The 25,840-nt window shown below is 74.2% G+C and carries 25 protein-coding genes; 15 read left to right on the forward strand and 10 right to left on the reverse strand.

Features of this window, described 5'->3' with window-relative positions; genetic code table 11:
* Positions 1–6 precede the first annotated feature (6 nt).
* Entirely contained in the window at positions 7–969 is a 963-nt protein-coding gene (locus tag G407_RS0124070) for a type II secretion system F family protein (protein WP_029032860.1), read from the forward strand.
* Here the strand turns inward: G407_RS0124070 and G407_RS0124075 are convergent, their stop codons facing one another.
* Genes G407_RS0124075 through G407_RS0124085 form a run of 3 tightly spaced genes read right to left on the reverse strand, consistent with a single transcriptional unit; the run spans position 970 to position 3,940 of the window.
* Positions 970–2,121, reverse strand: a complete 1,152-nt coding sequence (locus G407_RS0124075) for an NAD(P)/FAD-dependent oxidoreductase (protein ID WP_029032861.1) — start codon at positions 2,119–2,121, stop codon at positions 970–972.
* A complete protein-coding gene (locus tag G407_RS0124080; RefSeq protein WP_029032862.1) occupies positions 2,118–2,843 on the reverse strand; it encodes a methyltransferase domain-containing protein in 726 nt (241 codons plus the stop codon). The genes G407_RS0124075 and G407_RS0124080 overlap by 4 nt, the downstream gene beginning before the upstream one ends.
* On the reverse strand, positions 2,840–3,940 hold the full coding sequence (locus G407_RS0124085) for a type III polyketide synthase (protein WP_029032863.1): 1,101 nt from the start codon (positions 3,938–3,940) through the stop codon (positions 2,840–2,842). Before G407_RS0124085 ends, G407_RS0124080 begins: the two co-directional genes overlap by 4 nt.
* Positions 3,941–4,166: 226 nt before the next feature.
* Here G407_RS0124085 and G407_RS0124090 point away from each other — a divergent pair, with 226 nt between their 5' ends.
* The 10 genes from G407_RS0124090 (at position 4,167) to metK (ending at position 16,316) form a co-directional block, all read left to right on the forward strand.
* Entirely contained in the window at positions 4,167–4,568 is a 402-nt protein-coding gene (locus G407_RS0124090; RefSeq protein WP_029032864.1) for a (deoxy)nucleoside triphosphate pyrophosphohydrolase, read from the forward strand.
* A 272-nt stretch (positions 4,569–4,840) separates the two neighbouring features.
* Complete coding sequence (locus G407_RS30840) at positions 4,841–7,237, forward strand: methyl-accepting chemotaxis protein (protein WP_052341837.1); 2,397 nt, start codon at positions 4,841–4,843, stop codon at positions 7,235–7,237.
* A 122-nt stretch (positions 7,238–7,359) separates the two neighbouring features.
* Positions 7,360–8,241: an HpcH/HpaI aldolase/citrate lyase family protein gene (locus tag G407_RS0124100; protein WP_029032865.1), complete on the forward strand. Its 882-nt coding sequence runs from the start codon at positions 7,360–7,362 to the stop codon at positions 8,239–8,241.
* Positions 8,242–8,340: 99 nt separating this feature from the next.
* Entirely contained in the window at positions 8,341–9,765 is a 1,425-nt protein-coding gene (miaB, locus tag G407_RS29820; protein ID WP_052341838.1) for a tRNA (N6-isopentenyl adenosine(37)-C2)-methylthiotransferase MiaB, read from the forward strand.
* A 58-nt stretch (positions 9,766–9,823) separates the two neighbouring features.
* Positions 9,824–10,879: a PhoH family protein gene (locus tag G407_RS29825; protein WP_084327787.1), complete on the forward strand. Its 1,056-nt coding sequence runs from the start codon at positions 9,824–9,826 to the stop codon at positions 10,877–10,879.
* On the forward strand, positions 10,876–11,373 hold the full coding sequence (gene ybeY, locus G407_RS0124115; protein ID WP_029032866.1) for an rRNA maturation RNase YbeY: 498 nt from the start codon (positions 10,876–10,878) through the stop codon (positions 11,371–11,373). Before G407_RS29825 ends, ybeY begins: the two co-directional genes overlap by 4 nt.
* Before the next feature lie 30 nt (positions 11,374–11,403).
* Positions 11,404–12,915 carry a hemolysin family protein gene (locus tag G407_RS31940; RefSeq protein WP_052341840.1) on the forward strand — a complete coding sequence of 504 codons (1,512 nt, stop codon included), beginning with the start codon at positions 11,404–11,406 and terminating at the stop codon, positions 12,913–12,915.
* Complete coding sequence (lnt, locus tag G407_RS29835) at positions 12,912–14,522, forward strand: apolipoprotein N-acyltransferase (RefSeq protein WP_052341841.1); 1,611 nt, start codon at positions 12,912–12,914, stop codon at positions 14,520–14,522. The genes G407_RS31940 and lnt overlap by 4 nt, the downstream gene beginning before the upstream one ends.
* A 70-nt stretch (positions 14,523–14,592) precedes the next feature.
* On the forward strand, positions 14,593–15,036 hold the full coding sequence (locus tag G407_RS0124130; RefSeq protein WP_029032867.1) for a helix-turn-helix domain-containing protein: 444 nt from the start codon (positions 14,593–14,595) through the stop codon (positions 15,034–15,036).
* Positions 15,037–15,161: 125 nt separating this feature from the next.
* On the forward strand, positions 15,162–16,316 hold the full coding sequence (metK, locus tag G407_RS0124135) for a methionine adenosyltransferase (RefSeq protein ID WP_029032868.1): 1,155 nt from the start codon (positions 15,162–15,164) through the stop codon (positions 16,314–16,316).
* A gap of 103 nt (positions 16,317–16,419) precedes the next feature.
* On the opposite strand, the gene G407_RS0124140 is transcribed toward metK, so the two are convergent.
* The 3 genes from G407_RS0124140 to G407_RS0124150 all read right to left on the reverse strand — a co-directional run bounded on the left by G407_RS0124140 (position 16,420) and on the right by G407_RS0124150 (position 18,392).
* Positions 16,420–16,914 carry an RES family NAD+ phosphorylase gene (locus G407_RS0124140; RefSeq protein WP_029032869.1) on the reverse strand — a complete coding sequence of 165 codons (495 nt, stop codon included), beginning with the start codon at positions 16,912–16,914 and terminating at the stop codon, positions 16,420–16,422.
* A 6-nt stretch (positions 16,915–16,920) separates the two neighbouring features.
* Positions 16,921–17,271: an antitoxin Xre/MbcA/ParS toxin-binding domain-containing protein gene (locus tag G407_RS0124145; protein WP_029032870.1), complete on the reverse strand. Its 351-nt coding sequence runs from the start codon at positions 17,269–17,271 to the stop codon at positions 16,921–16,923.
* Between the two features lie 92 nt (positions 17,272–17,363).
* Positions 17,364–18,392, reverse strand: a complete 1,029-nt coding sequence (locus G407_RS0124150) for an aspartate-semialdehyde dehydrogenase (RefSeq protein ID WP_029032871.1) — start codon at positions 18,390–18,392, stop codon at positions 17,364–17,366.
* 408 nt (positions 18,393–18,800) lie between these two features.
* Here G407_RS0124150 and G407_RS0124155 point away from each other — a divergent pair, with 408 nt between their 5' ends.
* The 3 genes from G407_RS0124155 (at position 18,801) to G407_RS32405 (ending at position 20,823) form a co-directional block, all read left to right on the forward strand.
* The gene (locus G407_RS0124155; protein ID WP_029032872.1) at positions 18,801–19,721 is read left to right on the forward strand and encodes a hypothetical protein; all 921 of its coding nucleotides are present in this window, start codon (positions 18,801–18,803) and stop codon (positions 19,719–19,721) included.
* A gap of 93 nt (positions 19,722–19,814) precedes the next feature.
* On the forward strand, positions 19,815–20,132 hold the full coding sequence (locus G407_RS0124160) for a hypothetical protein (protein WP_029032873.1): 318 nt from the start codon (positions 19,815–19,817) through the stop codon (positions 20,130–20,132).
* A 79-nt stretch (positions 20,133–20,211) separates the two neighbouring features.
* Positions 20,212–20,823: a hypothetical protein gene (locus G407_RS32405; protein WP_210163157.1), complete on the forward strand. Its 612-nt coding sequence runs from the start codon at positions 20,212–20,214 to the stop codon at positions 20,821–20,823.
* 42 nt (positions 20,824–20,865) lie between these two features.
* Here G407_RS32405 and G407_RS0124170 read toward each other — a convergent pair whose 3' ends face one another.
* Positions 20,866–21,468, reverse strand: a complete 603-nt coding sequence (locus G407_RS0124170; RefSeq protein ID WP_245259166.1) for a gamma-glutamylcyclotransferase — start codon at positions 21,466–21,468, stop codon at positions 20,866–20,868.
* A 220-nt stretch (positions 21,469–21,688) separates the two neighbouring features.
* Between G407_RS0124170 and G407_RS0124175 the strand changes: the two genes are divergently transcribed.
* Entirely contained in the window at positions 21,689–22,780 is a 1,092-nt protein-coding gene (locus G407_RS0124175) for a DUF2125 domain-containing protein (RefSeq protein WP_029032875.1), read from the forward strand.
* A gap of 45 nt (positions 22,781–22,825) precedes the next feature.
* Here G407_RS0124175 and G407_RS29850 read toward each other — a convergent pair whose 3' ends face one another.
* From G407_RS29850 to G407_RS0124190, 3 genes are all read right to left on the reverse strand, one after another.
* Entirely contained in the window at positions 22,826–23,365 is a 540-nt protein-coding gene (locus G407_RS29850; RefSeq protein WP_052341842.1) for a hypothetical protein, read from the reverse strand.
* 33 nt (positions 23,366–23,398) lie between these two features.
* Positions 23,399–24,355 carry a MarR family transcriptional regulator gene (locus G407_RS0124185; RefSeq protein WP_043540465.1) on the reverse strand — a complete coding sequence of 319 codons (957 nt, stop codon included), beginning with the start codon at positions 24,353–24,355 and terminating at the stop codon, positions 23,399–23,401.
* Positions 24,356–24,438: 83 nt separating this feature from the next.
* Complete coding sequence (locus G407_RS0124190) at positions 24,439–25,770, reverse strand: carbon-nitrogen hydrolase family protein (protein WP_156917705.1); 1,332 nt, start codon at positions 25,768–25,770, stop codon at positions 24,439–24,441.
* Positions 25,771–25,840: the final 70 nt, after the last annotated feature.

A 25,840-nucleotide genomic window follows, 5' to 3' on the forward strand; every position in this document is an offset into this window, starting at 1 on the left:
CGCGCCATGGACCTCTTCTCCGATCCCAACATCGTCCCGATGCTGCTCGCGGGCGTCGCCGCGGCGGCGACCGTGTGGTCGCTCGCGATGTCGCTCGTGCCGGCGGACACGCTCGACAAGCGCCTCAAGGCGGTGGCGGTCGAGCGCGAGAAGATCCGCGCGCGCGAGCGCGAGCGGATGAACGCCGATCGCCAGCGCGCGACCCTGCGCCAGCGCCCGACGACGCGCCTCAAGGAGCTCGTCGACCGCTTCAAGCTCTCGGACTGGCTCGGCACGGAGACCGCGAAGGCGCAGCTCGTCCAGGCGGGCTATCGCGGGCAGAAGGCGGAATACACCTTCCTGTTCTTCCGCCTCGTGACGCCGATCGCGTTCCTGCTGTTCGGCTTCCTGTACCTGTTCTTCGTCAACGACCACGATCTCGCGCCGCTCCTGCGCGTCGCCGGGGTGATGACGGCGGCCTACCTCGGCATCAAGGCGCCGGAGCTCTACCTGTCGAACCAGCGCTCGAAGCGCCAGCTCTCCCTCAAGCGCGCCTGGCCGGACGCGCTCGACCTCCTGCTGATCTGCGTCGAATCGGGCATGTCGATCGAGCAGGCCTTCAAGCGGGTGGGCGCCGAGGTCGGCGCGAACTCGATCCCGCTCGCCGAGGAGTTCGCCCTCACCAGCGCCGAGATGGCCTACCTCAGCGATAGGCGCCAGGCCTACGAGAACCTCGCCCATCGCACCGGGCTCGAGCCGGTCAAGAGCGTCGTCACCGCGCTCGTCCAGGCCGAGCGCTACGGCACGCCGCTCGGCCAGGCGCTGCGCGTGCTCGCGCAGGAGAGCCGCGACACGCGCCTCAACGAGGCGGAGAAGAAGGCGGCCTCGCTGCCGCCCAAGCTCACCGTGCCGATGATCATCTTCTTCCTTCCGATCCTGTTCGCGGTGCTGCTGACGCCCGCGGCGGTGCAGGTGATGGACGCGTTCTGATCACGGACGCGGCCCGAGGGCCGCGCGCCAGGCGGTCTCCGGCACCCGCGTCGCCGCCGCGATCCCCGCGGCCGCCGCCGGCGCGAGCCGCGTGCCCGCGACGAGGGCGGCGCGGCCGAGCCCGCCGGCGGCGAGCCGCTCCAGCCCCCGCGCGCGCCCGATCGCCGGGCCGATCGCCGCCGCGAGCCGGGCGTGGTGGCGCCCCTCGTCCTCCCCGGCGACGAGCGCGTTCGCGGCCGCGAGGCCGCCGTAGAGCGCCATCGCCATCCCGTCCCCGCAGAACGACGGCACGACCCCCGCCTGGTCGCCGACGCGCAGGAGCGCCTGCGGGTCGGCGGACGACGGGCGGTGGACGAAGCCGTAGGGGATGCGCCCGACGGCGCGGGGCCGCTCACCCAGGAGGCGCGCGTCCGCGACGAGGGCCTCGAGCGCCGGCGTCCCGGCGGCGATGCCGGCGATCAGCCCCGGCAGCCCGCCGGCCTCGCGCAGCCGCCCCCCGGGCGCGACGAGGCACAGGTTCGCGCGCCCGCCCTCGACCCGCTGCAGGCCGGCATAGCCGCCGTCGAAGAGGACGAGCACGATGCGCTCCTCGAGCCGCGCCTCGGCGCCGGGCGCGAGCGCGAGACGGACCTTCAGCCCCACGAGGCCGGGATCGGCCGGGTCGGGGCGGGCGTGGCCGCGCAGGTCGTGCTTGCCGGTGGCGAGGACGACACGCGCGGCCGTCGCGACGTCGCCGCCGTCGAGCCGCGCGCTCCAGCGCCCGCCCTGCCGCGCGAGCGCGCGCACCGCCCGGCCGCGGCGCAGGTCGACGCCGGCCGCGGCGGCGCGCGCGAGGAGCGCCTCGTCGAGGCGGGCGCGGGAGAGGCCGCGGGCGACGAAGGGCAGGCCCGCCTCCGCCGTGCGCGCGCCGTGCACGAGCGCGAGCCGGGAGATCGCGGGGCTGCCGGCGAGCACGTCGGCGAGACCCAAACCCTCGAGCATGGCGGCGGCCTCCGCCGACAGGAACTCGCCGCAGACCTTGTCGTGCGCGCCCGCCTCGCGCTCGACGAGGACGACGTCCGCGCCCGCCTCGGCGAGCCGGATGGCGCAGGCGGCGCCGGCGAGGCCGCCGCCGACGACCAGGACGTCGCTCCCGTCGACGCCGCCGCTCACGGCGCGGGCTCCGGGCGCAGCCGCTCGACGACGAGCCGGAAGGGGAAGCGCCGGCGGATCGCGACCACGTCGGCGAGCCCCGCCGCGGCGGCGTAGCGCCGCCAGTCCGCCTCCACGAAGCCGCGGGCGATCGACAAGGGCCCGTCGTGGCGCACGAAGGGATGGCGGCGCAGGACCGTCGCGAGCGCCCGGAAGCCGTGGAAGGCGAGGCGGCTGCGGCGCAGGTCGACGACGAGGAAGCCGAGCCGGGCGCGCCGCTCCATGCCGGCGAGGAGCGCGGGGATCTCGTCGTCGGCGAGGTGGTGCGCGACGAGCGAGGTGACGATCAGGTCGGGCCGCTCGCCCTCGTCGGCGAGCGCGTCCCCCACACGATAGGCGATGGCGTCGGCAGGGTCGCTCGTCGCCCGCGCCGCGTCGATGGCCGCCGGCGACCGGTCGACGCCTTCGAGCGCGAGGTCGAGCCCGCGGCGGCGGGCGAAGGCGGCGAGCGCACGCAGCGTATCGCCGCCGCCGCAGCCGAGATCGCGCACGACGAGCCGCCGCCCCGGCACGAGGCGGGCGGCGCGTGCGACGAGGTCGAGCACCGGCCGGCGCCCCAGCGTCAGCGTGGTGACGCCGGCGAGATCGGCGTAGCAGGCGGCGAGCGTCACGGCGTCGACCGCCGGATCGTCCATCAGCTCGGGGCCGGGCGCGCGCCGGGCGGCGTCGAAGCGCGGGCTCACGCCGCCCTCGCGAAGCGGAAGGTCTCGGCCACCATGCCCGGCCCGAAGGCCATGCCGATCCCCGGCTCGCCGGGCGGGCCGGGCCGCGCGAGGAGATCGGCGAGTACGAAGAGCACCGTCGGCGAGGACATGTTGCCGTTCTCGCGCAGCACCGCGCGCGCCGGCGCGAGCGCCGCCTCCGGCAGGTCGAGCCCGGCGGCGACGGCGTCGAGCACCGTGCGCCCGCCGGGATGCACGGCCCACAGCCCGATCGCGTCCGCCGGCGTGCCGGCGAGGACGCCGCCCGGATCGTTGCGCATCCGCTCGCGGGCGAGCGCCTCCTCGATCGCGGCGGGGACGGCGCCGGAGAGATGCATCAGGAAGCCCGTGTCGGCGACGTCCCAGGTGATGCGGTCGGCCGTCCCGGGGATCGTCACCGCCCGGAAGCTCCCGAGCGCCGCGCCGCGGGGATCGGCGCTGACGAGGGCCGCCGCCGCGCCGTCGGCGAACAGCATGGCCGAGAGCAGCGTCGCGAGGTCGTCGACGTCCTGCAGGTGGAGCGTGCACAGCTCGACGCACACGACGAGCACCCGCGCGTCCGGCTCGGAGCGCACGATGTGGCGCGCGGTCTTGAGCGCGTTGACGGCCGCGGCGCAGCCCATGAACCCGAGGACGACGCGCTCGATGCCGGGGTCGAGCCCGAGGCGCTCGACGAGGCGCTGGTCCACGCCGGGCGCGCAGAAGCCGGTGCAGGAGGCCACGACGAGGTGCGTGATCGCGCCGAGCGGCGTGCGCTCGGCGAGGTCGCGCACGGCCGCCTCCGCGAGGGCCGGCGCCGCCTCGGCGTAGCGGCGCATGCGCGCGGCGGTGCCCGGGAAGCGGCCGCGGACATAGAAGCCCTCCGCGTCGACGGCGGACCCGCCGTCGGTCGCCGGGGCGAAGGTGGACCGGCGCCTCTCGATGCCGGACCGCGCGGCCATGCGCCGGAACAGCGCGCGCTCCCGCGGGGCGGACAGCGACGCCTCGGCGAAGGCGCCGAAGGCGCCGTGGACCTCGTGCGCGGGAGACGCGCGACCGACGGCGTTGACGTGAGCGACGACGGGGGCGACTTGCGGCAAGCGGGCTCCTCCTCGTTCCAAACCGCCGGCGGCGGCGGCGGGCCGACAAGCCGCGAGGCGCCCCGGAGTTCGCGGGACGCCGTCGTCGGGCGATCGTCCACCGGAGATACGACGCGGTGGACGCGCCGGTTTCGGCGACCCCGCGCGCGCGTGTGCCGCACCCCGGCGCTGACAGGGTGGCGCCGGTCGGCTATGAGCGGGCATCCTCGAGCCGGAGCCCGCGCCCGTGAAGATCCTCCTCGTCGTCGCCGTCGCCCTCGTCGACCCGGACGGGCGCGTGCTGATCGCCCAGCGGCCGGAGGGCAAGGCGCTGGCGGGGCTGTGGGAGTTCCCCGGCGGCAAGCTCGAGCCCGGCGAGCGGCCGGAGGCGGCGCTGATCCGCGAGCTCGAGGAGGAGCTCGGCATCGTCACGCAGGAGGCCTGCCTCGCCCCTCTCACCTTCGCGAGCCACGCCTACGAGGACTTCCACCTGCTGATGCCGCTCTACATCTGCCGGCGCTGGCAGGGCTTCGCGCAGGCGCGCGAGCACGCCGCGCTGAAGTGGGTCGCGCCGCGCCGCCTGCGCGACTACCCGATGCCGCCCGCGGACGAGCCTCTGGTCGCGACCCTGATCGACACGCTCGGCTGAGGTGCGGCGGGTCGAGGATCCGTCGGCTCGCCGCTCGCGGGGAGCGCGTCGAGGACGAAACCTGTTCTGCGACAGTGCAACGGGCTGCCTATTCCACGCAAATCTGTTGTTCAAAGATCCCGTGCGCCGAAGGCGTTCGAGCGCGCGCCTCTAGTCTGCACTTCGACACGAATTCTCTCGTCCTTTAATGGATGCGAAACCGTACGGCGCCTAGCGTGCGCGTGTTCCCCATCCGAGCGCCCGCCCCCGGGGCCGCCTGCGGAGCGTTCTGCATGCCTTCCATTCGTCGCACGAGCCTCCTCTTCACCGGTGCGGTCGCCGCCGCCGTCGTCGTCGCCGCAGCGCTGACCGTCACCACCGAGCTGCGCCGGCTCTCCACCTCGATCGAGGTGGGCGACGCCGTCACCGCGCTCTCGTACCTCAACAAGGCGACGATCGAGATCTCGCTCGAGCGTTCCCTCTCGCAGGTGGGCCTCGCCCTGCCCGACGCCTTCCCGCCGCGCTTCCGGGCCATGCTCGACGGGCAGCGGGCGAAGTCCGACACGCTCTTCGCCGCGCTCGAGGACCACCTCGCCGAGGTCGCGCTGCCCGGCGAGCCGGAGCTGGCCGCGGGCCTCGCCCGGCACCGCGCGGCGCTCGCCGAGATCCGCGCCGTCATCGACCCGGCGCTCGCCGTGCCGGCGGCCCGGCGCCAGCGCGCCGACGCGGGCACGATCGACCGGCTCAAGCAGACGATCGCGGCCATCAACGGGCTCGGCGACGTCGTGCGCCCCGCGGCGAACGAGACGCCGGCCGCGATCGCCGCGCACGATCTGCTGATGCAGCGCGCCTGGATCATCCGCGAGTACGGCGGGCGCGAGCGCACCTATTTCGCCATCGCCACCGCGCTCGGCACGCCGATCGCCACCGAGAACCTGCCCGAGATGCACGAATCGCACGGGCGCGTCCTGCAGTCCTGGGGCCTCACCCGCAGCCTCGCCTCCCGCGCCACCCTCGACCCGGCGGTGGCGCAGGCGCTGGAGACGATGGGCGGGACCTATTTCGAGCAGTACGAGGCCCTGCGCCGGGCGCTCTACGCCGGCGCGGCCACGGCCGCCTACCCGGTCGACTTCGAGACCTATTTCGCGCGCTCGACCCAGGCGCTCGACACCGCGGTCGCGGTCGTCGTCGCCGCCGGCGACGCCAACATCGCCCTCGCGGCGGAGATGCGCGCGACGGCGCGCACGAAGCTCCTCGCCATCGCGGCGCTGGCGCTCGCCGGGCTCCTCGCGGCGGGGCTCGCGGTGCGCTATTTCCAGGTCTCGGTCGCCGGCCGCATCGTGCGCGCCACCCAGGCGATGACCGCGCTCGCCGGCGGGGCGACGGCGGTCGACCTCGCGCCGCTCGCCGGGCGCGACGAGGTCGCCGACATGGGTCGCGCGCTCGCCGTCTTCCGCGACAACGCGCTCGCCCGGGCCCGGCTCGAGTCGCAGGCCCAGGCGGATCGCGAGAAGGAGCTCGCGCGCCAGGACCGGATCGAGGGGCTGGTCCAACGCTTCCGGGACACCGCCGCGCGGGTCGAGAGCGCGCTCGCCGCCGAGACCGGCGAGATGGGCGAGACCTCCGCGCGCCTCACCCTGGCGAGCGCCTCCGCGGCCGACCAGGCGCGGGCCGCCGGCGCGGCCTCGGCGCAGGCCGACGAGAACGTGCGCGCGGTCGGCGCCTCGAGCGAGGCGCTCGCGGGCTCGATCCGCGAGATCGCCGGTCAGGCGCGCGCCACGAGCGAGCGCGTCGCCCACGCCCGGGCCATCGCCGAGCGCGCCACCGCGACCGTCGGTGCCCTCGCGCGCGGGGCGGAGACGATCGGCGAGGTCGTGGCGCTGATCCGCGACGTGGCGGAGCAGACGAACCTGCTCGCGCTCAACGCCACGATCGAGGCGGCGCGTGCGGGCGAGGCCGGGCGCGGCTTCGCCGTCGTCGCCGCGGAGGTGAAGACGCTCGCCGAGCAGACCGCCCGCGCGACCGAGGAGATCGCGGGCCAGATCGCCGGCATCCAGGGGGCGACGGGCGAGGCGGTCGGCTCGATCGACACGATCGCCGGCACGATCGGCGAGATCGCGGCCCTGGCCGAGGCGCTCGCCGGCGCGGTCGCCGTGCAGGACGGCTCGACCCGCGACATCGCCCGGTCGATCGGCCGGGCGGCGGAGGGCTCCGCCGGCGTCGCCGGGAGCCTCGACGTCGCCACCCACGCGATCGAGGACGCCCGCTCCGAGGCCGACCGGGTGCGCGCGGTCTCCGCCCGTGTCGCCGAGGTCGCCGACGAGATGTCGCGGGCCGTCGAGGAGTTCGTCGGCGGCGTGGCGGAAGACGTCGCCGACCGGCGTGCGGAGACGCGCGTGCCGGCGCGCGACGGCGTCGCGCTCGTCGTCGACGGCCGCGACATCGCGGCGAGCCTCGTCGACGTCTGCCGCTCGGGGCTCAAGGTCACGATCGGTGGGGCGACCGTGCGCGGGCGCGCGCTCGAGCCCGGCGCGCCCGTGACCGTCGTCTGGGACGACGGCACCCGCATCGACGGCGAGCTCGCCTGGGCGTCGCGCTCGCATGCGGGCGTGCGGGCCTTCGCCGACATGAGCGCCGTCGTCGCGCGCTACGAGCTGCAGGCGGCGCGGGCGATCGCCGCCGCGGCGTGATCCCGCACGGCAGATTCGCGTCGCCTCATCCTTTTCGCGGGGTGGCGCCCGGCGCGCGGGGGGCTCAAGATCGCCCGAGCCCATCACCTCGACCCATCGACGAGCCCGCCGAGAGAGCCGGTATGACCCCGATCCGCCCCCGCCGCAGCGCCCTCTACATGCCGGGCTCGAACGCCCGCGCGCTGGAGAAGGCGAAGAGCCTCGACACCGACGTGCTGCTCCTCGACCTCGAGGATTCGGTCGCACCCGACGCCAAGGAGGCGGCGCGCGGACGGGTCTACGAGGCGGTCCATGGCGGCGGCTTCGGCCATCGCGAGGTCGTCGTGCGCATCAACGCCCTCGACACGCCCTGGGGCGAGGAGGACCTGAAGGCCGCGGCCGCCTGCCGCCCCGCCGCCGTGCTGGTGCCGAAGGTCTCCGCGCCCGAGGATCTCGGCCGCGTCGGCGCCCGGCTCGACGCGCTCGGCGCACCGCACACGACGCGCATCTGGGCGATGATCGAGACGCCCGCCGCGATCCTGCACGTCGCCCAGATCGCGGCCGCGGCGCGCGATCCGCTCAACCGGCTCGCCTGCCTCGTCATGGGCACGAACGATCTCGCCAAGGAGACCCGCGCGCGTCTCCTGCCCGGGCGCGCGGCGATGCTGCCCTGGCTGATGCAGGCGCTCGCCGCCGCCCGCGCCGAGGGGCTCGACATTCTCGACGGCGTCTTCAACGGCCTCGACGACGCGGACGGCTTCGAGGCCGAATGCGCCCAGGGCCGCGACATGGGCTTCGACGGCAAGACGCTGATCCACCCGAAGCAGCTCGAGCCGGCGAACCGCCTGTTCGCCCCGGACGCCGAGGAGGTCGCCCGGGCCCGCGCCGTCATCGCCGCCTTCGAGGCGCCGGAGAACGCCGGGCGCGGCGCCATCGCGCTCGACGGGCGCATGGTCGAGCGCCTCCACGCCGAGATGGCGCGGCGCACCGTGGCGCTCGCCGACGCCATCGCCGCACGGGGCTGAGGCCCGCCCGCGCGCGCCCGTCGAATCCGGCCCCCGCCCTTCCATCGCGCCGCGCGGTCGCATAGATAGGAGGGGCGAGAGCCGGGAGATGAGCGCCGCGTGAAGAAGGTCTACGTCAAGTCCTACGGCTGCCAGATGAACGTCTACGACGCCGAGCGCATGACCGACGTGCTCGCGCCGGAGGGCTATGCCCAGACGGACGTGCCGGAGGAGGCGGATCTCGTCGTCCTCAACACCTGCCACATCCGCGAGAAGGCGGCCGAGAAGGTCTATTCCGAGCTCGGCCGGGTGCGCCGCATGAAGCAGGAGCGCGCGGCGGCGGGGCGCGAGACGACGGTCGTCGTCGCCGGCTGCGTCGCCCAGGCCGAGGGCGCGGAGATCCTGAAGCGCGCGCAGGTCGTCGACGCGGTGGTCGGCCCGCAGAGCTACCAGCGCCTGCCGGAGATCCTGCGCGCGGCCGAGCGCCGGCGCGTGGTCGACACCGAGTTCCCGGTCGAGGACAAGTTCGACGCCCTGCCCGCGCTCGACGCGAGGCGCGTACGCGCCCGCGGGGTCACCGCCTTCCTCACCGTGCAGGAGGGCTGCGACAAGTTCTGCGCCTTCTGCGTCGTGCCCTACACCCGCGGCGCGGAGGTCTCGCGCCCGGTGGCGAAGGTGCTCGCCGAGGCGCGCGCGCTCGCCGAGGCGGGCGTGCGCGAGATCACCGTCATCGGCCAGAACGTCAACGCCTATCACGGCGACGGGCCGGACGGCCGCACCTGGGGACTGGCGCGGCTCCTGCGGGCGCTCGCCGAGATCGAGGGCGTGGCCCGGCTGCGCTACACGACGAGCCATCCGCGCGACATGGACGATGCGCTGATCGCGGCTCATCGCGACCTGCCGCAGCTGATGCCCTACCTGCACCTGCCGGTCCAGGCGGGCTCGGATCGCGTGCTCGCCGCGATGAACCGCAAGCATACCGCCGACGAGTACCGCCGCATCGTCGACCGCGTCCGCGACGCGCGGCCGGACATCGCCCTGTCGTCGGACTTCATCGTCGGCTTCCCCGGCGAGACGGACGGCGCCTTCGAGGACACGATGCGCCTCGTCGCGGACGTCGGCTTCGCCTCCGCCTTCTCGTTCAAGTACTCGCCCCGTCCCGGCACGCCGGCGGCGGACGCGGCGGAGCAGGTTCCGGAGCCCGTCAAGTCCGAGCGGCTGGCGCGCCTGCAGGCGCTGCTCGAGGCGCAGCGGCAGGCCTTCAACCACGCGACCGTCGGCCGGGTCGCCGAGGTGCTCGTCGAGAAGCCGGGGCGCCATCCCGGCCAGCTCGCCGGCAAGTCGCCCTGGCTCCAGGCGGTCGTGATCGAGGAGGCGCGGCTCGCGCCGGGGGACATCGTGCCGGTGCGCATCACCCGCGCGGGATCGAACAGCCTGTTCGGGGTCCCGTCCGCCGCCCCGTTCGACGCGACGAACGCGTCCGCCGCGCCGCCATCCGTTCCAAAGAACGTGTTCGCAGGAGAAGCCGCCCTTGCCGTCGACTGACCGCCCCCGCGGCGACGCGACGACCCGGAGGGCCGCGGGCCACCCGGGCGTGGAGGAGATGGCGCAGATCAGCCTCACCTTCGACGACAACAGGCTCGCGAGCCTCGTCATCGGCCATTACGACCAGAACCTCGCGCATCTGGAGCGCCGGCTCGGCGTGCTCGCCAACGCCAACGGCAATTGCGTCGTCCTGCGCGGCACGCCGGAGGCGGCCGAGCAGGCCCGGCGCGTGCTCGAGAGCCTGTACGAGCGGGTGCGCGACGGCGCGCCGCTCACGCCCGGCGACGTCGACGGCGCGATCCAGGAGAGCGCGATGCAGGGCGTCCTCTTCCCTGCCGGCGACCCCACGGCGGGGGAGCCCGCGACCGCCGGCTTCGAGGGTGTCGCGACGCGCAGGCGGGGCTTCGTCAAGGCCCGCAACCGCGCGCAGGACGCCTACCTGCGTGCCCTCAAGGCGCACGAGCTCGTCTTCGCCGAGGGCCCGGCCGGCACCGGCAAGACCTGGCTCGCGGTCGGCTTCGCCGTGTCCCTGCTCGAGCGCGGGGACGTCGACAAGATCATCATCACCCGCCCCGCCGTCGAGGCCGGCGAGCGTCTCGGCTTCCTGCCGGGCGACATGCGCGAGAAGGTCGACCCGTACCTGCGGCCGATCTACGACGCGCTCTACGACTTCATGGAGGCCCGCCACGTCGAGCGCGGGCTCACCACCGGCATGATCGAGATCGCGCCCCTCGCCTTCATGCGCGGGCGGACCCTCACCTCCGCCGTGGTGCTGCTCGACGAGGCGCAGAACACCACGACCATGCAGATGAAGATGTTCCTCACCCGCCTCGGCGAGGGCTCGCGCATGATCGTCAACGGCGACCCGACCCAGATCGACCTGCCCCAGGGCCAGACCTCGGGCCTCGTCGAGGCCTCGCGAATCCTCCAGGAGGTCGAGGGCGTGGGGCGGATCCGCTTCGGCGAGGGGGACGTCGTGCGCCACGACATGGTGCGGCGGATTGTCGCTGCCTACGACGCCGACTTCCGCTCCCGAGTGGCCGCCCAGGGCTCCGAGGCGACCGCCGGAGGCGATCGTGGCCGGGGCCGCGGCCGGCCGGAGCCGCGCGCGTGAGCGCCGTGGACCTCACCCTGGACCTCACCCTCGAGGCCGGCGCCTGGGACACGCTCGGCGACGTCGAGGGGCTGTGCACCCGTGCCGCGGAGGCGGCCCTCGTGGTCGCCGGGGTGGAGGGCCTGGTGGCGCTGGAGCTGCTCCTCACCGACGATTCCGCCATCCGGGACATCAACCGGGAGTGGCGGAACCTCGACAAGCCGACGAACGTCCTGTCCTTTCCCGCCGCCCCGGCGCCCGGCTATCCAGGCCCGCGCCCGCTCGGCGACGTGGTCCTCGCCTTCGAGACCCTCGCCCGGGAGGCGCGGGAGGAAGGCAAGCCGCTCGTCGACCACGCCGCCCACCTCCTGGCGCATGGCGTTCTCCACTGTCTCGGATATGATCACGACACCGATACCGCCGCCGAGGAGATGGAGGCGCTGGAGACGCGGGCCATGGCGCTCATCGGGATCCCCGATCCCTACTCCGGGGCGCCCCCTGCCGGGACGCCCTGACGCCACCCATCCCAGCGCGACGAACGGACGATGACCGACGGTACTCCCACACCCCCCCGCCCCTCCCCCCCTGCGACGGCCGCCGCCGAGACGGCCCGCGATCCCCGCGAGGGCGACCGAAGTCCCGCCCCCGCGGACGGCGGCGCCGGCGACGACGCCGAGCGCTCCGGCCGCGAGGGCTCCCGCGAAGGCTGGATCGACCGGCTGCTCGCGCGCGTCGGCCTGCGCTCGCGCGAGACGACGCGCGCCGATCTCGAGGATCTGCTGGCGCTGACCGCCGAGAACCCGGGCATCTCGACGCACGAGCGGGCGATGCTGCGCAACGTGCTGCGCTTCCACCGCATGCGCGTCTACGACGTGATGGTGCCCCGCGCCGACATCGTCGCGGTCGCCCACGAGACCTCGCTGGGCGAGATGCTGCGCGTGTTCCGCACCGCCGGCCATTCGCGCCTTCCGGTCTACGGCGAGACGCTCGACGACCCCAAGGGCATGGTCCACATCCGCGATTTCCTCGACTACCTCGTCGCCCGGGCCGAGAACGGCGGCCCGCGCCGGCGCAAGGCGAAGGAGCCCGGGAGGCCGACGCCGGCCGACGGCGTGGCGGACGGCGCGAAGCCGGCGAAGGCGTCCGGCGGGCGGGCGCCGTCCGCGAAGGCGGCCGCGAGCGCGCCCGACGCCCGGGTGTCGGGCCGGGCGGAGCCCAGGGCCGGCGCCGAGAGGGCCGGCTCGGACAAGGCCGGCAACGGCAGGTCCGGCGAGGGCAGGTCCGGCGAGGGCAAGCCCGCGGCGGCGAAGGCGCTCGACGCGGTGAGCCTCTCCAACATCGACCTCTCGGCGACGCTCGCCTCGGCGCGCATCCTGCGCCCGGTCCTGTTCGCACCGCCCTCCATGCCCGCGGTGGAGCTGCTCGTGCGCATGCAGACGACACGCACCCACATGGCGCTGGTCATCGACGAGTACGGCGGGACCGACGGGCTCGTCTCGATCGAGGACCTCGTCGAGATGGTGGTGGGCGACATCGAGGACGAGCACGATCTCGCCAGCCAGGCGATGATCCGCGAGAGCGGCGCCGACACCTGGGTGGCCGACGCCCGCGCCGACCTCGAGGAGGCCTCGCGGGTCATCGGCTACGACTTCACCGAGGCGGAGGTGGCCGAGGACGTCGACACGCTGGGCGGCCTCATCGTCGCGCTCGCGGGCCGCGTTCCCGCTCGCGCGGAGCTGATCGCGGGGCCGGAGAGCTTCGAGTTCGAGGTGCTCGACGCCGACCCGCGCCGGCTCAAGCGCGTGCGGGTCCATCGCCGCGATCCGAGCCTCAGGCTCGTGCCCGCGGGCGTCGCCACCGGCATCGCCGGGCGGCGCGGCGGTGCGCGCAGCGGTGACGAGGGGGAGGGCCCATCTCCGGAGCGCGAGTCCCGCGCCACCCCCGAGCCCGCGCCCGCGCCCGAGCCGGAGCCTGCCCCCGAGCCCGCGTCCGGAGAGCAGCGCCCGTCCGGCGCCGAGGCGCCCGTCGAGACCGAGCGGCGGCAGCCCCCGGCATGACCGCGCTCGCCCACCGCGTCGTCCTCGCCTGGGGCTGGCGGCGCGCGCTGATCGCGGTCCTCGCCGGCGCGACGGGCGCGCTCGCGATGCCGCCCTTCGGCGTCTTCGCCGCCCTCGTCGTGGCGCTCGTGCCTTCCGTCTGGCTGCTCGACGGGCTCGGCTCGCGCAGCGACGCGCGGACGCTGGCGAGCGCGGCCTGGATCGGCTGGCTCTTCGGCTTCGGCTACCACCTCGCCGGCCTGTGGTGGCTCGGCGCGGCCTTCCTGATCGAGGCCGAGCGCTTCGCCTGGGCGATGCCGCTCGGCGTCGTCGCGCTCCCGGCGGTCCTGGCGCTGTTCTCGGCGCTGGGCTTCGCGCTGGCGCGGCTCCTGTGGTCGCGGGGCGCGTGGCGCATCCTCGCGCTGGCCGCGGGGCTCGCCGCGGCGGAATGGCTGCGTGGGCACCTGTTCACGGGCTTTCCCTGGAACGCGCTCGGCATGGCGCTCGGCCAGGACGTGCGGACGATGCAGGCGGCCGCGCTCCTCGGGCTCTGGGGGCTCGGCGTCCTGGCGGTGGCGATCGCGGCGGCGCCGGCGACGATCGCGACCGGCCGCACGCCGGCCGCGCGCCTCGTCCCGAGCGTCGCCGCCGCGACCGCCTTCGCGGCGCTGTTCGCCGCCGGCCTGTGGCGGGTCCCTGCCGCGCCGGTCCCGGAGATCCCCGGCGTCGCCCTGCGGGTGGTCCAGCCGAACCTGCCGCAGACGATCAAGAACGATCCGGCACGGGCGGAGGAGGTCATGCGCGCCTACCTGCGCCTGTCGGATCGTGCCGCCTCCCCCGAGCGCGCCGGCATCCGCGACGTCACGCACGTCGTGTGGCCGGAATCCGCCTTTCCCTTCCTGCTCCACCGCGAGCCCCGCGCGCTGGCCCAGATCGCCGCCCTGCTGCCGCCGGGCACCGTGCTGGTGACCGGGGCCGCGCGGCTCGACGAGGGCTGGCTGCCGGGCGAGGAGGGGGTGTTCTACAACTCGATACAGGTGCTGGGCGACGACGGCACCATCCTCGACACCTACGACAAGGTCCACCTCGTTCCCTTCGGTGAGTATCTGCCGCGTGCGTTCGCCTGGGTGCTGGAAACTGTCGGATTGCGCACGTTCGTCGACGTTCCCGGAGGTTTCGCCGCGGGAACGGAGCGGCGGGCCCTCTCGGTACCCGGGTTACCGGAAATTGCACCCGCCATCTGCTACGAAGCCGTGTTCCCCGGCGCCGTCACGCCCGCCGGCACACGCCCCGGTGCCCTCCTCAATGTGACCAACGACGCCTGGTTCGGAGACACGCCGGGCCCGCGCCAGCACTTCGCGCAGGCCCGCCTGCGGGCCGTCGAGGAGGGTCTTCCGCTCGTGCGCGCCGCCAACACCGGGATCTCGGCGGTGATCGATCCCTACGGACGCCCGATCGGGCGGCTGCCGCTCGGGGTGGCGGGGACTATCGACTCGGGGCTGCCGCGCGCGCTCGAGCCCACCCTGTACGTGCGTTTCGGAGATGGCGCTTTCGCGATCTTGCTTCTAACCTGCGCTGCGGCGGCGCTGCTCCAGCGCGCACGCGACCCGCGGGTCGGCACCGCCTGAGAGGTTCGCGAGGCCCCGCAACGGGGCGAGCCCTCGGCCGAGGGCGAAGGTTCCCGCCAGGAGCGATGCGTTGAAGAAGTCTCCCAACCCGATCGACAAGCACGTCGGAAGCCGCGTGCGCATGCGCCGGATGATGGTCGGCATGAGCCAGGAGAAGCTGGGCGAGGCCCTCGGGCTGACCTTCCAGCAGGTGCAGAAGTACGAGAAGGGCACGAACCGGATCGGCGCGAGCCGGCTGCACCAGATCGCCTCGATCCTCGGCGTCCAGGTCGAGTTCTTCTACGAGGGCGCGCCGCAGATCGAGGGCGCGCCGCCCCCCGTCGGCGACGGGCTCTCCGAGCCGCCGACGCCGGCCTACGTCTCGGACTTCCTCTCCACGTCGGACGGGCTGCACCTCATGCGCGCCTTCGTCCGGGTGCGGGACGCGAAGGTGCGCAAGCGCATCGTCGATCTCGTCGAGGCGCTGGCGGGCGGGGACGACGCGGCCGCGGAGGCGAGCGGCACCGTTCGGTAGAGCGGACACGTTCGCTCTGACGGGTTGACCCCACCGCGGGTTGATGGCATCTAGGGACCAGTTCATCCGTTTTATCGGACGGCGCTGCGCGTGCCGTCCGGACAGGAATGAAAGGATCTCTCGCCGTGGCGCGCTCCAGCTATCTCTTCACCAGCGAATCGGTGTCCGAAGGCCATCCCGACAAGGTCTGCGACCGGATCTCCGACGAGGTGGTCGACGCCTTCCTGCGCGAGATGCCCGAGGCCCGCGTGGCGTGCGAGACGCTCGCGACCACGAACAAGGTCGTGATCGCCGGCGAGACGCGCGGGCCCAAGACCATCACCCACGACTACATCGCCCACCTCGCGCGCCTCGCCATCAAGGACATCGGCTACGAGCAGGACGGCTTCCACTGGGACACGGCGTCGATCGACGTCCACCTGCACGCCCAGTCCGCCGACATCGCCCAGGGCGTCGATGCCGAGGGCGCCGGCGACCAGGGCATCATGTTCGGCTACGCCTGCGACGAGACGCCGGAGCTGATGCCGGCGCCGATCTTCTTCGCCCACAGGATCCTCAAGACGCTGGCCGAGGCCCGCAAGTCCGGCGAGTCGAAGGTGCTGGGCCCCGACGCCAAGAGCCAGGTGACCGTGCGCTACGAGGACGGCAAGCCGATCGGGGTCACCCAGATCGTGCTCTCGACCCAGCACCTCGACGAGCACCTGACCTCGCACGACGTGCGGGCGATCGTGGAGCCCTATATCCGCCAGTCGCTGCCGGAGAACTGGATCGAGCCGACCTGCGTGTGGCACGTCAACCCGACCGGCAAGTTCCTCATCGGCGGCCCGGACGGCGACGCCGGCCTGACCGGCCGCAAGATCATCGTCGACACCTACGGCGGCGCGGCCCCGCACGGCGGCGGCGCCTTCTCCGGCAAGGACCCGACGAAGGTCGACCGCTCGGCCGCCTACGCCGCGCGCTACCTCGCCAAGAACGTGGTCGCCGCCGGCCTCGCCGCGCGCTGCACGATCCAGCTCTCCTACGCCATCGGCGTCGCCAAGCCGTTGTCGATCTACGTCGACACGCACGGCACCGGCCGGGTCGAGGAGGCCAAGCTCGAGGCCGTGCTGATGGACGCGATGGACCTGTCGCCCCGCGGCATCCGCACCAAGCTGAACCTCGACCGCCCGATCTACGCCCGCACCGCCGCCTACGGCCATTTCGGCCGCCCGTCGGAGGCCGACGGCGGCTTCTCCTGGGAGGCGCTCGACCTCGCCGACAGCCTCAAGCGCGCCTTCTGAGGCACGCCGTCGCCGACGGCGAAACGGGAAGGGCGGCGATCCCCGGGGTCGCCGCCCTGTCTCGTTGCGGCGCTCGCCGCGCCGTCGGACGACCATACCCGTCTCACGCAAGACGGCCCTCGTCGTCCACGAGCGTGAGGCGCATCGGCGGGTGCGGCCCCCACGCCCAGAGGACCATGATCGAATCGGCTGCGCCGGCGCCCCGGGCGAAGCTGCGGACCTTCATTCCCGCGAAGCCATCGGAGACGAGGCGTTCGGCGAGCCTCTGCGACGGCGATCTCCCCTCCTCGCGCATGCGAAGCCGCCAATCGTCCGCGGCGATCGCCTCGCGCGTCGTGCCGTAGCGGGCGAGAGCTGTCTCGTCGCTCGCATCGAAGATCGGCTCGATGTCGGCCTCGTAGGCGACGACCGTCGTCGGCTGCAGCGTGCCGACCTGGTTGGCCTCGCGGATGGCCGCCGCCACGGAGAGAGCCGTGTAGAGAGCCGGCAACCCTGTGGGATTGAAACGACCGCCGTGGAGCCGGGCGCCCTCCCCCGCCAGGGGCTCGCGATGCCCTCTCGGATGGAGGGCGCGGTAGAGAAGCCCCGCGTAGCGCATGCGCGGTCAGGCGTAGACGCCGGCATCGACCGCGTCGATATACGCCATCACCTCGCTCGCCCGGCCCTCCCGCACGAGCTGCATCGCCGTCTGGCCGTCGAAGCCGGCCAGCGGCTCCGATCGGTACCAGGCGTAGGCGATGAGCGCCGACCCGAAGCGGGGCTCGACGCGGTTGAGGATCTCGACCATCTCGCGCAGGCGCTTCTGGGTCTTGGGGCTCGCGATCCGCTCCGGGCGCAGCACCGCGTCGCGACCCAGACCGATGGTCTGGGCGACCTCGTCCCGCGTCGTGCGCAGCTGTTCCGCGATACGACCCGGCGCGAACTGCCCGTGCTCTGCGAAGGCTTCGAGACGCATGCCGTGCTCCACTCCGACTGCCGCAATATAGCGTCAGAACGAGTGGCCCAAAAGGGTCGGCGCGGTCGCGGCCGTTGCGCCGCGCCCCTCGCTCACCCCGCCTTCGGCGTGATCAGCTTGCGGTTGATCAGCGCTTCGGCGATCTGCACGGCGTTGAGCGCCGCGCCCTTGCGCAGGTTGTCGGAGACGCACCAGAAGGAGAGGCCGTTCTCCACCGTGATGTCCTCGCGGATGCGCGAGACGTAGGTGGCGTCCTCGCCGGTGGCCTCGTGGGGCGTGACGTAGCCGCCGGGCTCGCGCTTGTCGACGACCATCACGCCCGGCGCAGAGCGCAGCAGCGCGCGCGCCTCGTCCGCGGAGAGCGGGCGCTCGAGCTCGACGTTCACCGCCTCCGAGTGGGAGACGAAGACCGGCACGCGCACGCAGGTGGCGGTGAGCTTGATCTTCGGGTCGAGGATCTTCTTCGTCTCGGCGACCATCTTCCACTCCTCCTTGGTCGAGCCGTCCTCCATGAAGACGTCGATCTGCGGGATGAGGTTGAAGGCGATGCGCTTCTGGAACGTCTTCGGTGCGAATTCCTGCAGCGAGTAGACGGCGCGGGTCTGGCGGTCGAGCTCCTCCTCGCCCTCCTTCCCGGCGCCGGAGACGGACTGATAGGTCGCCACGACCACGCGCCTGATCGTCGCCGCGTCGTGCAGCGGCTTCAGGGCCACGACGAGCTGGGCCGTCGAGCAGTTCGGGTTGGCGATGATGCCCTTCTTGCGGAAGCCCTCGACGGCGGCGGCGTTGACCTCCGGCACGACGAGCGGCACGTCCTGGTCCATGCGCCAGGCGCTGGAATTGTCGATGACGACGCAGTTCTGCGCGGCGATCTTCGGCGACCACTCCTTCGAGACGTCGCCGCCGGCGGACATCAGGCAGATGTCGACGCTGGAGAAGTCGAAATTGTCGAGCGCCTGCGTCTTCAGCGTCCTGTCGCCGAAGGACACCTCGACGCCCTGGCTGCGGCGTGACGCGACCGCGACGACCTCGTCGGCGGGAAACGCGCGCTCGGAGAGGATGTCGAGCATCACCCGCCCGACATTGCCCGTCGCTCCGACGACGGCGACCTTGTAACCCATGGGATATCTCCTCGCGATCGAACCGGGCTCCCCGGGTTTCGCGACACCCGCGCGGCGCGCGGCGCCTGCGGGCTCGGACCTCCCGCCCGGCGGGGAGGGGTCCGGGAACGAGAGGGCATTCAGCGGCGCGTGGTGCCCGCCGTCGTGGACGTCGTCGTTTTGCGCGTGGTGGTCGCGGCCGGACGCATCGTCTCGCTCTCGTTCGCCGCCCGGCGGATGGCGCCGGGTCGTCGACGATCTCCTGACGCCGAACGCCGCGCGTGTCAAGACGCACCGGGGACGAGGCGCGGCGGCGACGGCGGTGCAACGATGGATTCACGCTCCCGCGCGAAAGCCGGCGGCCGGTAACCGCCCGTTCGCGGACGCGGGCCGAGGCTCGCGCCGGACGAACGGGAGGACGGCGGGACCATGCGCGCGGCGCGGCGATTTCGCGAGGCGGAGCTCTTGGAGATCGGGGCGGGCTGGGACGAGGACGTCCCCGCCGCCGGGGCCGATCGCGGGCTGGCGCGCGGGCTCTCGGGCCTCATGACCGCGCTCGCCGGCGCCGGGCTCCTCGCGCTCGCGGTGGCGCAGCCGCCGCCGGCGGAGGACACGCCCCGCGGCATCGCCGATCTCCTCGCCCGCCCCGACCCGGTTTTGACCGCGCCGCCGCCGGCGTGGCGGGAGCTGGAGATCCCGCAGATCGTCCTCGGCCTCGATGCGCCGGGCATCGGCGGCCTCGCCTCGCGCCACGCGGCGCGCGTCCACAGCGGCGGCGCGCGCGAGGACGCCCTCGTCTTCGGCAGCTTCGCCGAGGGCGACACGCATCTGCGCGTCACCCTGCATCGCGCCGCACCCGACACGGCGCTGGAGGCGCCGCGCGCCTTCTTCGTCGAGGTGGCGCTCGCCGCCGCGGAGGCCGGCCTCGCCATCGCGAGCAGCGGCCAGCCCGAGGCGGTGCGTACCGGCTTCGGCACGCTGGAAGCGGCGCCGCTCGTCCTGGAGAACGGCCCCGTGCGCGCCTGCCTCGCCTTCCGCGGCGGCGACGGCCCGCGGCTCTCGGGCTGGCTGTGTGCCGAGGAGGCTACACCGGCGCGGCTCGCCTGCCTGGTCGACGGGCTCGTGCTGCTGGATCCCGGCGGCGACGCGGCGCTCGCGGAGGCCTTCTCGCGGGCCTCGGCGGCGCGCGCCGGGAGCGGCTGCGCGGACCGGGGCGACCCGGCGACGGTCGCGGCGATCGCCGCCCGGCCGCCGGCCGCCGCGCCCGCCGTCGACCCCGCCGCCACGCTCCTGCGCGTCACCGCCCCCGCGCCGCCCCCGCGCCCGGCCCGGCTCGGCGCCTCCTCCTGAGCGGTCCCCGGCTCCCGGAACCCCCCGCCGCCCCGAGCGTCGACCCGGATCGAGCGGCCGCTCGCGGCCGCGACCAGCACGGAGGTTTCGACCATGAGACGCCTCGCGATCCGCGCGACCCGGGCGGCCGGCACCGCCGCCCTCGCCACCGCCCTCTTCGTTTCCGCCGGCGCGCACGCGCAGGACGGGCTCGTCGTGGAGGTTCGCCCCTCCGGCCCGCCCGCCTGGCTCGATCCGCCGAACACGCCGCTCCCCGGCGCGCTCGAAGGGGCGACGAGCCGCTACGTCTACACGCAGATGGTGCTCACCGAGCCGTCGGCGCTGGTAGCCCAGCGCGAGCGCTACGGTCATCACCTCCTGCCGCGGCGGCGCGAGATGGGCGACCTGCCGCCCTTCATCGAGTTCGAATGAGCCGCAACGCGCCGTCCCGACCGCCGGCCGTCGCGCAATCGCCGTTGACGCGGGCGGCGGGTCGGACTATCTAGAACGCATGAGGAACATTCACGGACTGTTCTGGAGAGACGCCCTGCGGGGCATGCGCGGCGTGGGCGGCCCCGCGGTCGCGGACGCGGCCGACGCCGACGCGGCCATCCGCGAGGAGCCGCTGCGCGCCGTCGCCGGTCTGGAAGGTGGCGCCGGGCTCTCCGCCTGGCGCGGTCGCTCGGGGCGCCGGGTCGTGGTGGCGGTGCACCCGCTCGACGCCGTCGACCCCGCCGATCTCGACGGCGCCGTCGCGCTGGCCGTGGCGCGGCCGGACGGCGGCCGCGCCCGGGTGCGTGCGGCCACGACCGCGGACGCGCTCGCCACCGAGGACCGCCGGATCGCCTGGCTGGAGCGCGCGGCGGTCCGTGGCGCGACCGAGGTCCATCTCCACCGTCTGGCGGAGACCGCCGAGGCCCGCCGCGCCGTGGCCGCGGATCTCGGCATGCGGTGCGCCCGCTCGAGCGCGCCCGCCAACGGCCGCCGTGGCGGGGCGAGGGCGCGCGCGACGGGGCTCGATCGGCAGGACCGGGAGGATCGCGACCGACAGGCGCGCGGGCGGGCGCCGCGCGAGGCGGCGCGGGACCAGAACCGGCCGAGCCGCCGCGGCACCCGCCGCTGAGCCGGGTGCCGGGCCGCGCGAGAACCTCGGAGACGGCGCGCCTCAGCCCGCGCGCGAGGCCGTCGCGGGAGCGATCACGGCCGGGGTGCGCGAGGCCTCCTCCGCCAGCGCCGCCGCGAGGCGTGCGAGGTGCGGGTCGTGCACGCCGAGCTCGACCAGGTGCACCGCCGTCGAGAGCACGTAGTCCGGGTTCGCACCCGACTGCCCGACCCCGCCGCGCACGATGTGCAGGGTCTCCTCGTGATCGAGCCGGCCGGCATATTGCAGATGCGCCCGGTCGACCACGTAGGTCAGCGCCGTCACGAGCCGCCCGTCCGCCAGCCGGGTCGCGAGCCGGCGCTCGAGATAGACCGCCGTCGCCTGCTCGCGGGCACGCAGGTAGGCGATCGTCTCCTGCGCGTGCGCCACGTCCACCCGGAAGGCGACGCCCCGGCACGATCCGCCGCGGTCGAGGCCGAGCACCAGGCCCGGCCGCTCCGGCGTGCCGCGATGGACGTGCGAGTAGACGCACAGCGACCGGTGGTAGCCGCGCACCCGCGCCGCGTGGCGCTCCCGGAACGGGAAGCCCGGCCGCCACATCAGCGAGCCGTAGCCGAACACCCACAGGTCGGCACCCTCCCCCGTCTCCATCCGCGCCTCGTCCATGGTCCTCGTCTCGTCCGCGCCGCGCCCGGCGCGCGAGGCCGGTGCCGCCAAGAGGCCTAAGCGCCGGCGCGCCGCGACGCAACCGCCCGGACCGCGCCCGGCCGCTCCTCGCCGCGCCGCGGCGATGCGCCATTTGCCGCTCTCCCGGATTTCCGCTACCACCCGCCGCGCCCTGCGCCGCGGACGGCTGCCAAGGGCGAGCCTCGAGGAGCGCGCGACGATGACGACACCGGATCGGCCCGAGCGGACGCGTCTCCCCCGCAGGGGCTCGCGCGTCTGGCTGTTCACGCCCTTCGTCCTGCTCGGCCTCCTCGTCGTCGCCTGGAGCGCCGCCTGGTTCGTCATCCGCGAGCGCGTCGTCGTCGAGCTCGACGAGCGGCTCGCCGCCGAGGCCGCGCTCGGGCGCAGCTGGACCTGCGCGAACCGCAGCGTGGCGGGCTTCCCCTTCCGCATCGAGGTGTCCTGCGGCCGGCTCGCGCTGGAGACCGCCGACGGAATCGGCCTCGACCTCGGCCCGGCCCGCGCCCTGGCGCAGGTCTACCAGCCGCGTCACGTCATCGTGAACGTCGCGGGGCCGCTCACCGCGCAGACGCCGGACGGGCGCGTCACCGCCGAGTGGTCGCTGCTCGAGGCCTCCGTGCGCAACCTCGGCCGAGGCACCGAGCAGCTCGCCCTCGTCGTCACCGACCCGCGCACCCGGGTCGAGGCGGCGGCGCTGGCGGCCCCGGTCTCCGCGCGGGCCGAGCGGGCGGAGCTGTACGTCCGCCCGAGCCCCGGCGCGACCCGCCGCGAGGGGCCGATCGACGCCGTCCTGCGCGCCGACGCGCTCGAGGCGCTCGGCCTCGAGGACGTCCTGCCCGCGGCGGCGACGGCACCCACCGACGTGGAGGCGCAGCTGCGCCTGCACGCCCCGACGGCGCTCGTCCGCAACGGCGGCGATCCGCGCGTAGCGGCGCAGGCCTGGCGCGAGGCCGGCGGCCGGCTCGAGATCGGCGTCGTGTCGCTCGCCACCGACGCGGCCGCGCTGCGCGTGTCGGGCGAGCTCGCGCTCGACGCGCTGGACCGCCCGGAAGGACGGATCGAGGCGTCCGGCCGCGGCCTCGGGCCGATCGCCGAGGCGGCGCTCGGCGGGCGCGGCGACTTCATGGCGGACGCGATCGTCGCGGCGCTCGGCGGCGGATCGCCCGCGCCCGTCGCGCCCGGCGAGGACGCCCCTCCGCTCACCCCGCTCCCGCCGGTGCGCATCGCGGACGGCCGCGTCTTCGTGGGCCCGATCCCGGTGCCGCGGGTGTCCGTGCCGCCGCTGTTCTGAAGCCACGCCCGCTCGCGGGGTAGGGGCGCTCGCGGGTCGGGGCGCTCAGGGCTTCGCGATGCTGAACGGCAGGCTGATCGTGCCCGCCTTGTCCGAGGCGATGTCGCGCGTCCGGTACTCGAGCACGTAGTCGCCGGGCGTGATCCCGTCGAGCGTGAGCGTCAGCGTCAGCATGAACTCGCGATTGCGCGTGCGGCTCTCCAGCGCGAGCCGCTGGAAGCTCTCGCGCCCGCCGACGATCGCGCCGTCGGGCCGCTTGATCAGGAGGTCGACGTCGAAGCCGAAGCGGAAGCGCCCGTCCGCGATCGCCTCCCACGCGTATCCCACCGGCTCCGCGTAGACCACGAGCGGCTCGCCCCCGGCGAACACGTTCGTCTCCCGCGCCGCGTAGACGCCGTATCCCTCCGGCGATCCCACGACGAAGGTCGCGGTGCGGAACGACAGCGGCACCTCGTCCCACACGGCCACGAGCGCGGCCTCGGCCTGCGCGAGGTCGTCGAGGGTGGCGGCCTTCGCGGCCGGGAGGGCGGCGAGGAGGAGGAGCGCGGCGGCGGCGGCGCGGGCGGGGTATCTGTCGAGAACCATGGGACGGGACAGCCTGGGCGGAACAGGACGAGCTTAGCCGTACATCACCGATATGCAAGCATCCGCGCTGGTGCTGCTGGAGAAGGCCGGACCGGTATCGGTGCCGCTGTCGGCCTGCTCGAGCCGTCGATGGACGACCTCGAGGCTGGCCTGAACGTCGTCGAGGACGTGCTTCACGTCCTGGGTCCGTCTGCGCTCGCGTCCGACGCGCTGCTGCTCGCCGACGGCGACCTGCTCGTGGACCGGCCGCGTCACGACCACCAGCGGCGCGAGGTCGCGGGCATCGACGCGCGCCGCGTGCTCGATCACGACGATCCGTGGCGCTTCACCACGCTCCCTCAGCCGATCGAGGATCTGCTCGATGATGCCGGCCAGCTCTCCCAGCCCCTCGACCTCGTCCGGCGTTCCGTGCCGGGGCCGATCCACTGGAGCCGGGCCGGGAGTGGTGGGTTTGGTCCGCACCGCTCGCGCGGCCGCCGCCATCTCCGCCTCCGGCAGCGCCACGACGCAGCTGCGCCCGCGCATCTCGCGCCGGACCAGGCCCGCGGCTTCCATCACCTCGAGGACGCGCGTCAGGTTCGGCTGCTTGAGGCCGAGCCGCTCGCGCAGGACGTGTCGCTGCACGGCGCCGCCGGCCTCGCGGACGATGGCGAGCGCCTCGGAGACATGCGCGCGGTCCAGCGTCACGGACGCCGAGGCGGTCTCCTGGAAGTGCACGGAGGTGAGGAGGAGATCGACGAGCGCGTCGATGCGCTCGGCCAGGCTCGGCCGCGCCTTGCGCACGGACGCGGCCGCGCGGGCACACAGCCCCTGCCAGCGAATCAGCTCGTCCGCCGGTCGATTTCCCCGGATGACGCGCCAGACGAGGTCCCTGAGCGCCTCGTAGACCCGCGCGGCCCCGCGCTCCGGATCACGCTCGATCTCCGCCGCGATCGGCTGCCAGGCGGATGCGGGCTCGATCGAGCCGCGGCTCACGTCGTCGATGGTCATGCTCGTGCTCATGCCCCAGCTTGTCATGCCTACGTCATCAGCCAGGTAAACTCAATACATTTCATTTTAGTTCACGTCCAGCGTCACGTTTGCCGCCGATAGGCCGTGAACGTCACCGTCTGCGCGACGGGAGAGGGCTCGCCCGGAGCTTCCGGCAGCCGTTGGACATCGAGGACCCATCCGAGCCCGTCCGCGACGGCGGGAAGCGCCTGCTGGACGACGAAGCTGCGTGTCCTGTGCGTACCCACCAGCCGGACGGCGTTGGCGATGTGGCCGGGCAGCGCCTTCTCGCCGCTGAGCGACGGCACGAGGACGAGATCGACGTCGAGGTTCGGCAGCGGCTCCTGCACGTCGCAGAAGTCCCGACAGATGGCGAAAGCGACGAGCGCCTCGTCGGTGACGAGCACCGGAACGCAGTCTCCGCGCCGGATGTCCTCCACGCAGCCCTTCGAATCGCTGTATGGAATCACCTTGTCGTAGCGCAGGAGCGGCGTGCCGCGGCCATCCAGCACGTGCGCCGTATTGGCGACGGCCCCGTCCCTCTCCTCGTGCCACGAGCCCGCCACGACGATCTGCGGGGGATCGTCCTGGGCGACGAGCGCGGCCGCGATCTCCTCGCGCAGCTCCGGGGTGACGCACAGCTCCGGCCAAACGAGCGCGAAGCAGCCCTCGCGGCTCGCCGCGGCGACCTGCGCGACCACGGTCCCTTCCGGAGCCGTGCAATCGATCGCCTCGATGCGGAACGGACCGGCACCGATGTCCTCGTAGAGCGGCCTCGCGAGGCCGAAGCCCTCGAACAGGGCGGCGCCGAGCGTCTGGGCGAACGGGGACGTCTGCGAGGGCGGCGCCGGCGGGGACAGCGTCGTCTTGTGGTGGAGCCGGACCGGCATGCCGTTCAGCCGCGTCGGCAGCAAGCGGTGCCACCTCAGCGCTCGCAGCGCGTAGGGATGATGCTGGGCGAGGGTCACGCCCGGGCGCGGGCGCACGCGCTTGACGAGGAACCGGTCGCCGCCCTCCCCCGGATCGCGGACGACACGGCAGAAATCCTCGAACAAGAGCGCGTCCGAGGGCGGCCGCGTGCTGTCCTGCTGCAAGGCCTCGTCGAGGCTCCGAACCTGGAGCGCCAGCGCGTCGAACACCGCCTGCGGATCGTCGGAGCGCGACGGCCAGGCGACGGTGCCCTCGTCACGAATTCGATCGCCGCGGGCCTCGGCGGCTTTCGTCAGCATGTCCTCGTCGAACGAGCGCAAGCCGTCCCGCAGCGCGCGCGGGGCCACCATCGCCAGGTCGAGCAGATCGACGAGCGCGCGGGCCAGGGCCGCGCGCGGCGGCTCCGCACCGTGGGAAACCTGCGCGTGCTCGCGTTCGAGAGCGGCCGCGCGCTCCAGCCACGCGTGCTGCGGCAATACGGACATCGACGCCCCCACGTCCATTCGGGCGAAGCTATGCCACGGCAACCTTTGCCGGGCAACCCTGTCGCGAACT

It is taken from the genome of Salinarimonas rosea DSM 21201, from assembly GCF_000429045.1.
Lineage (GTDB): Bacteria > Pseudomonadota > Alphaproteobacteria > Rhizobiales > Beijerinckiaceae > Salinarimonas > Salinarimonas rosea.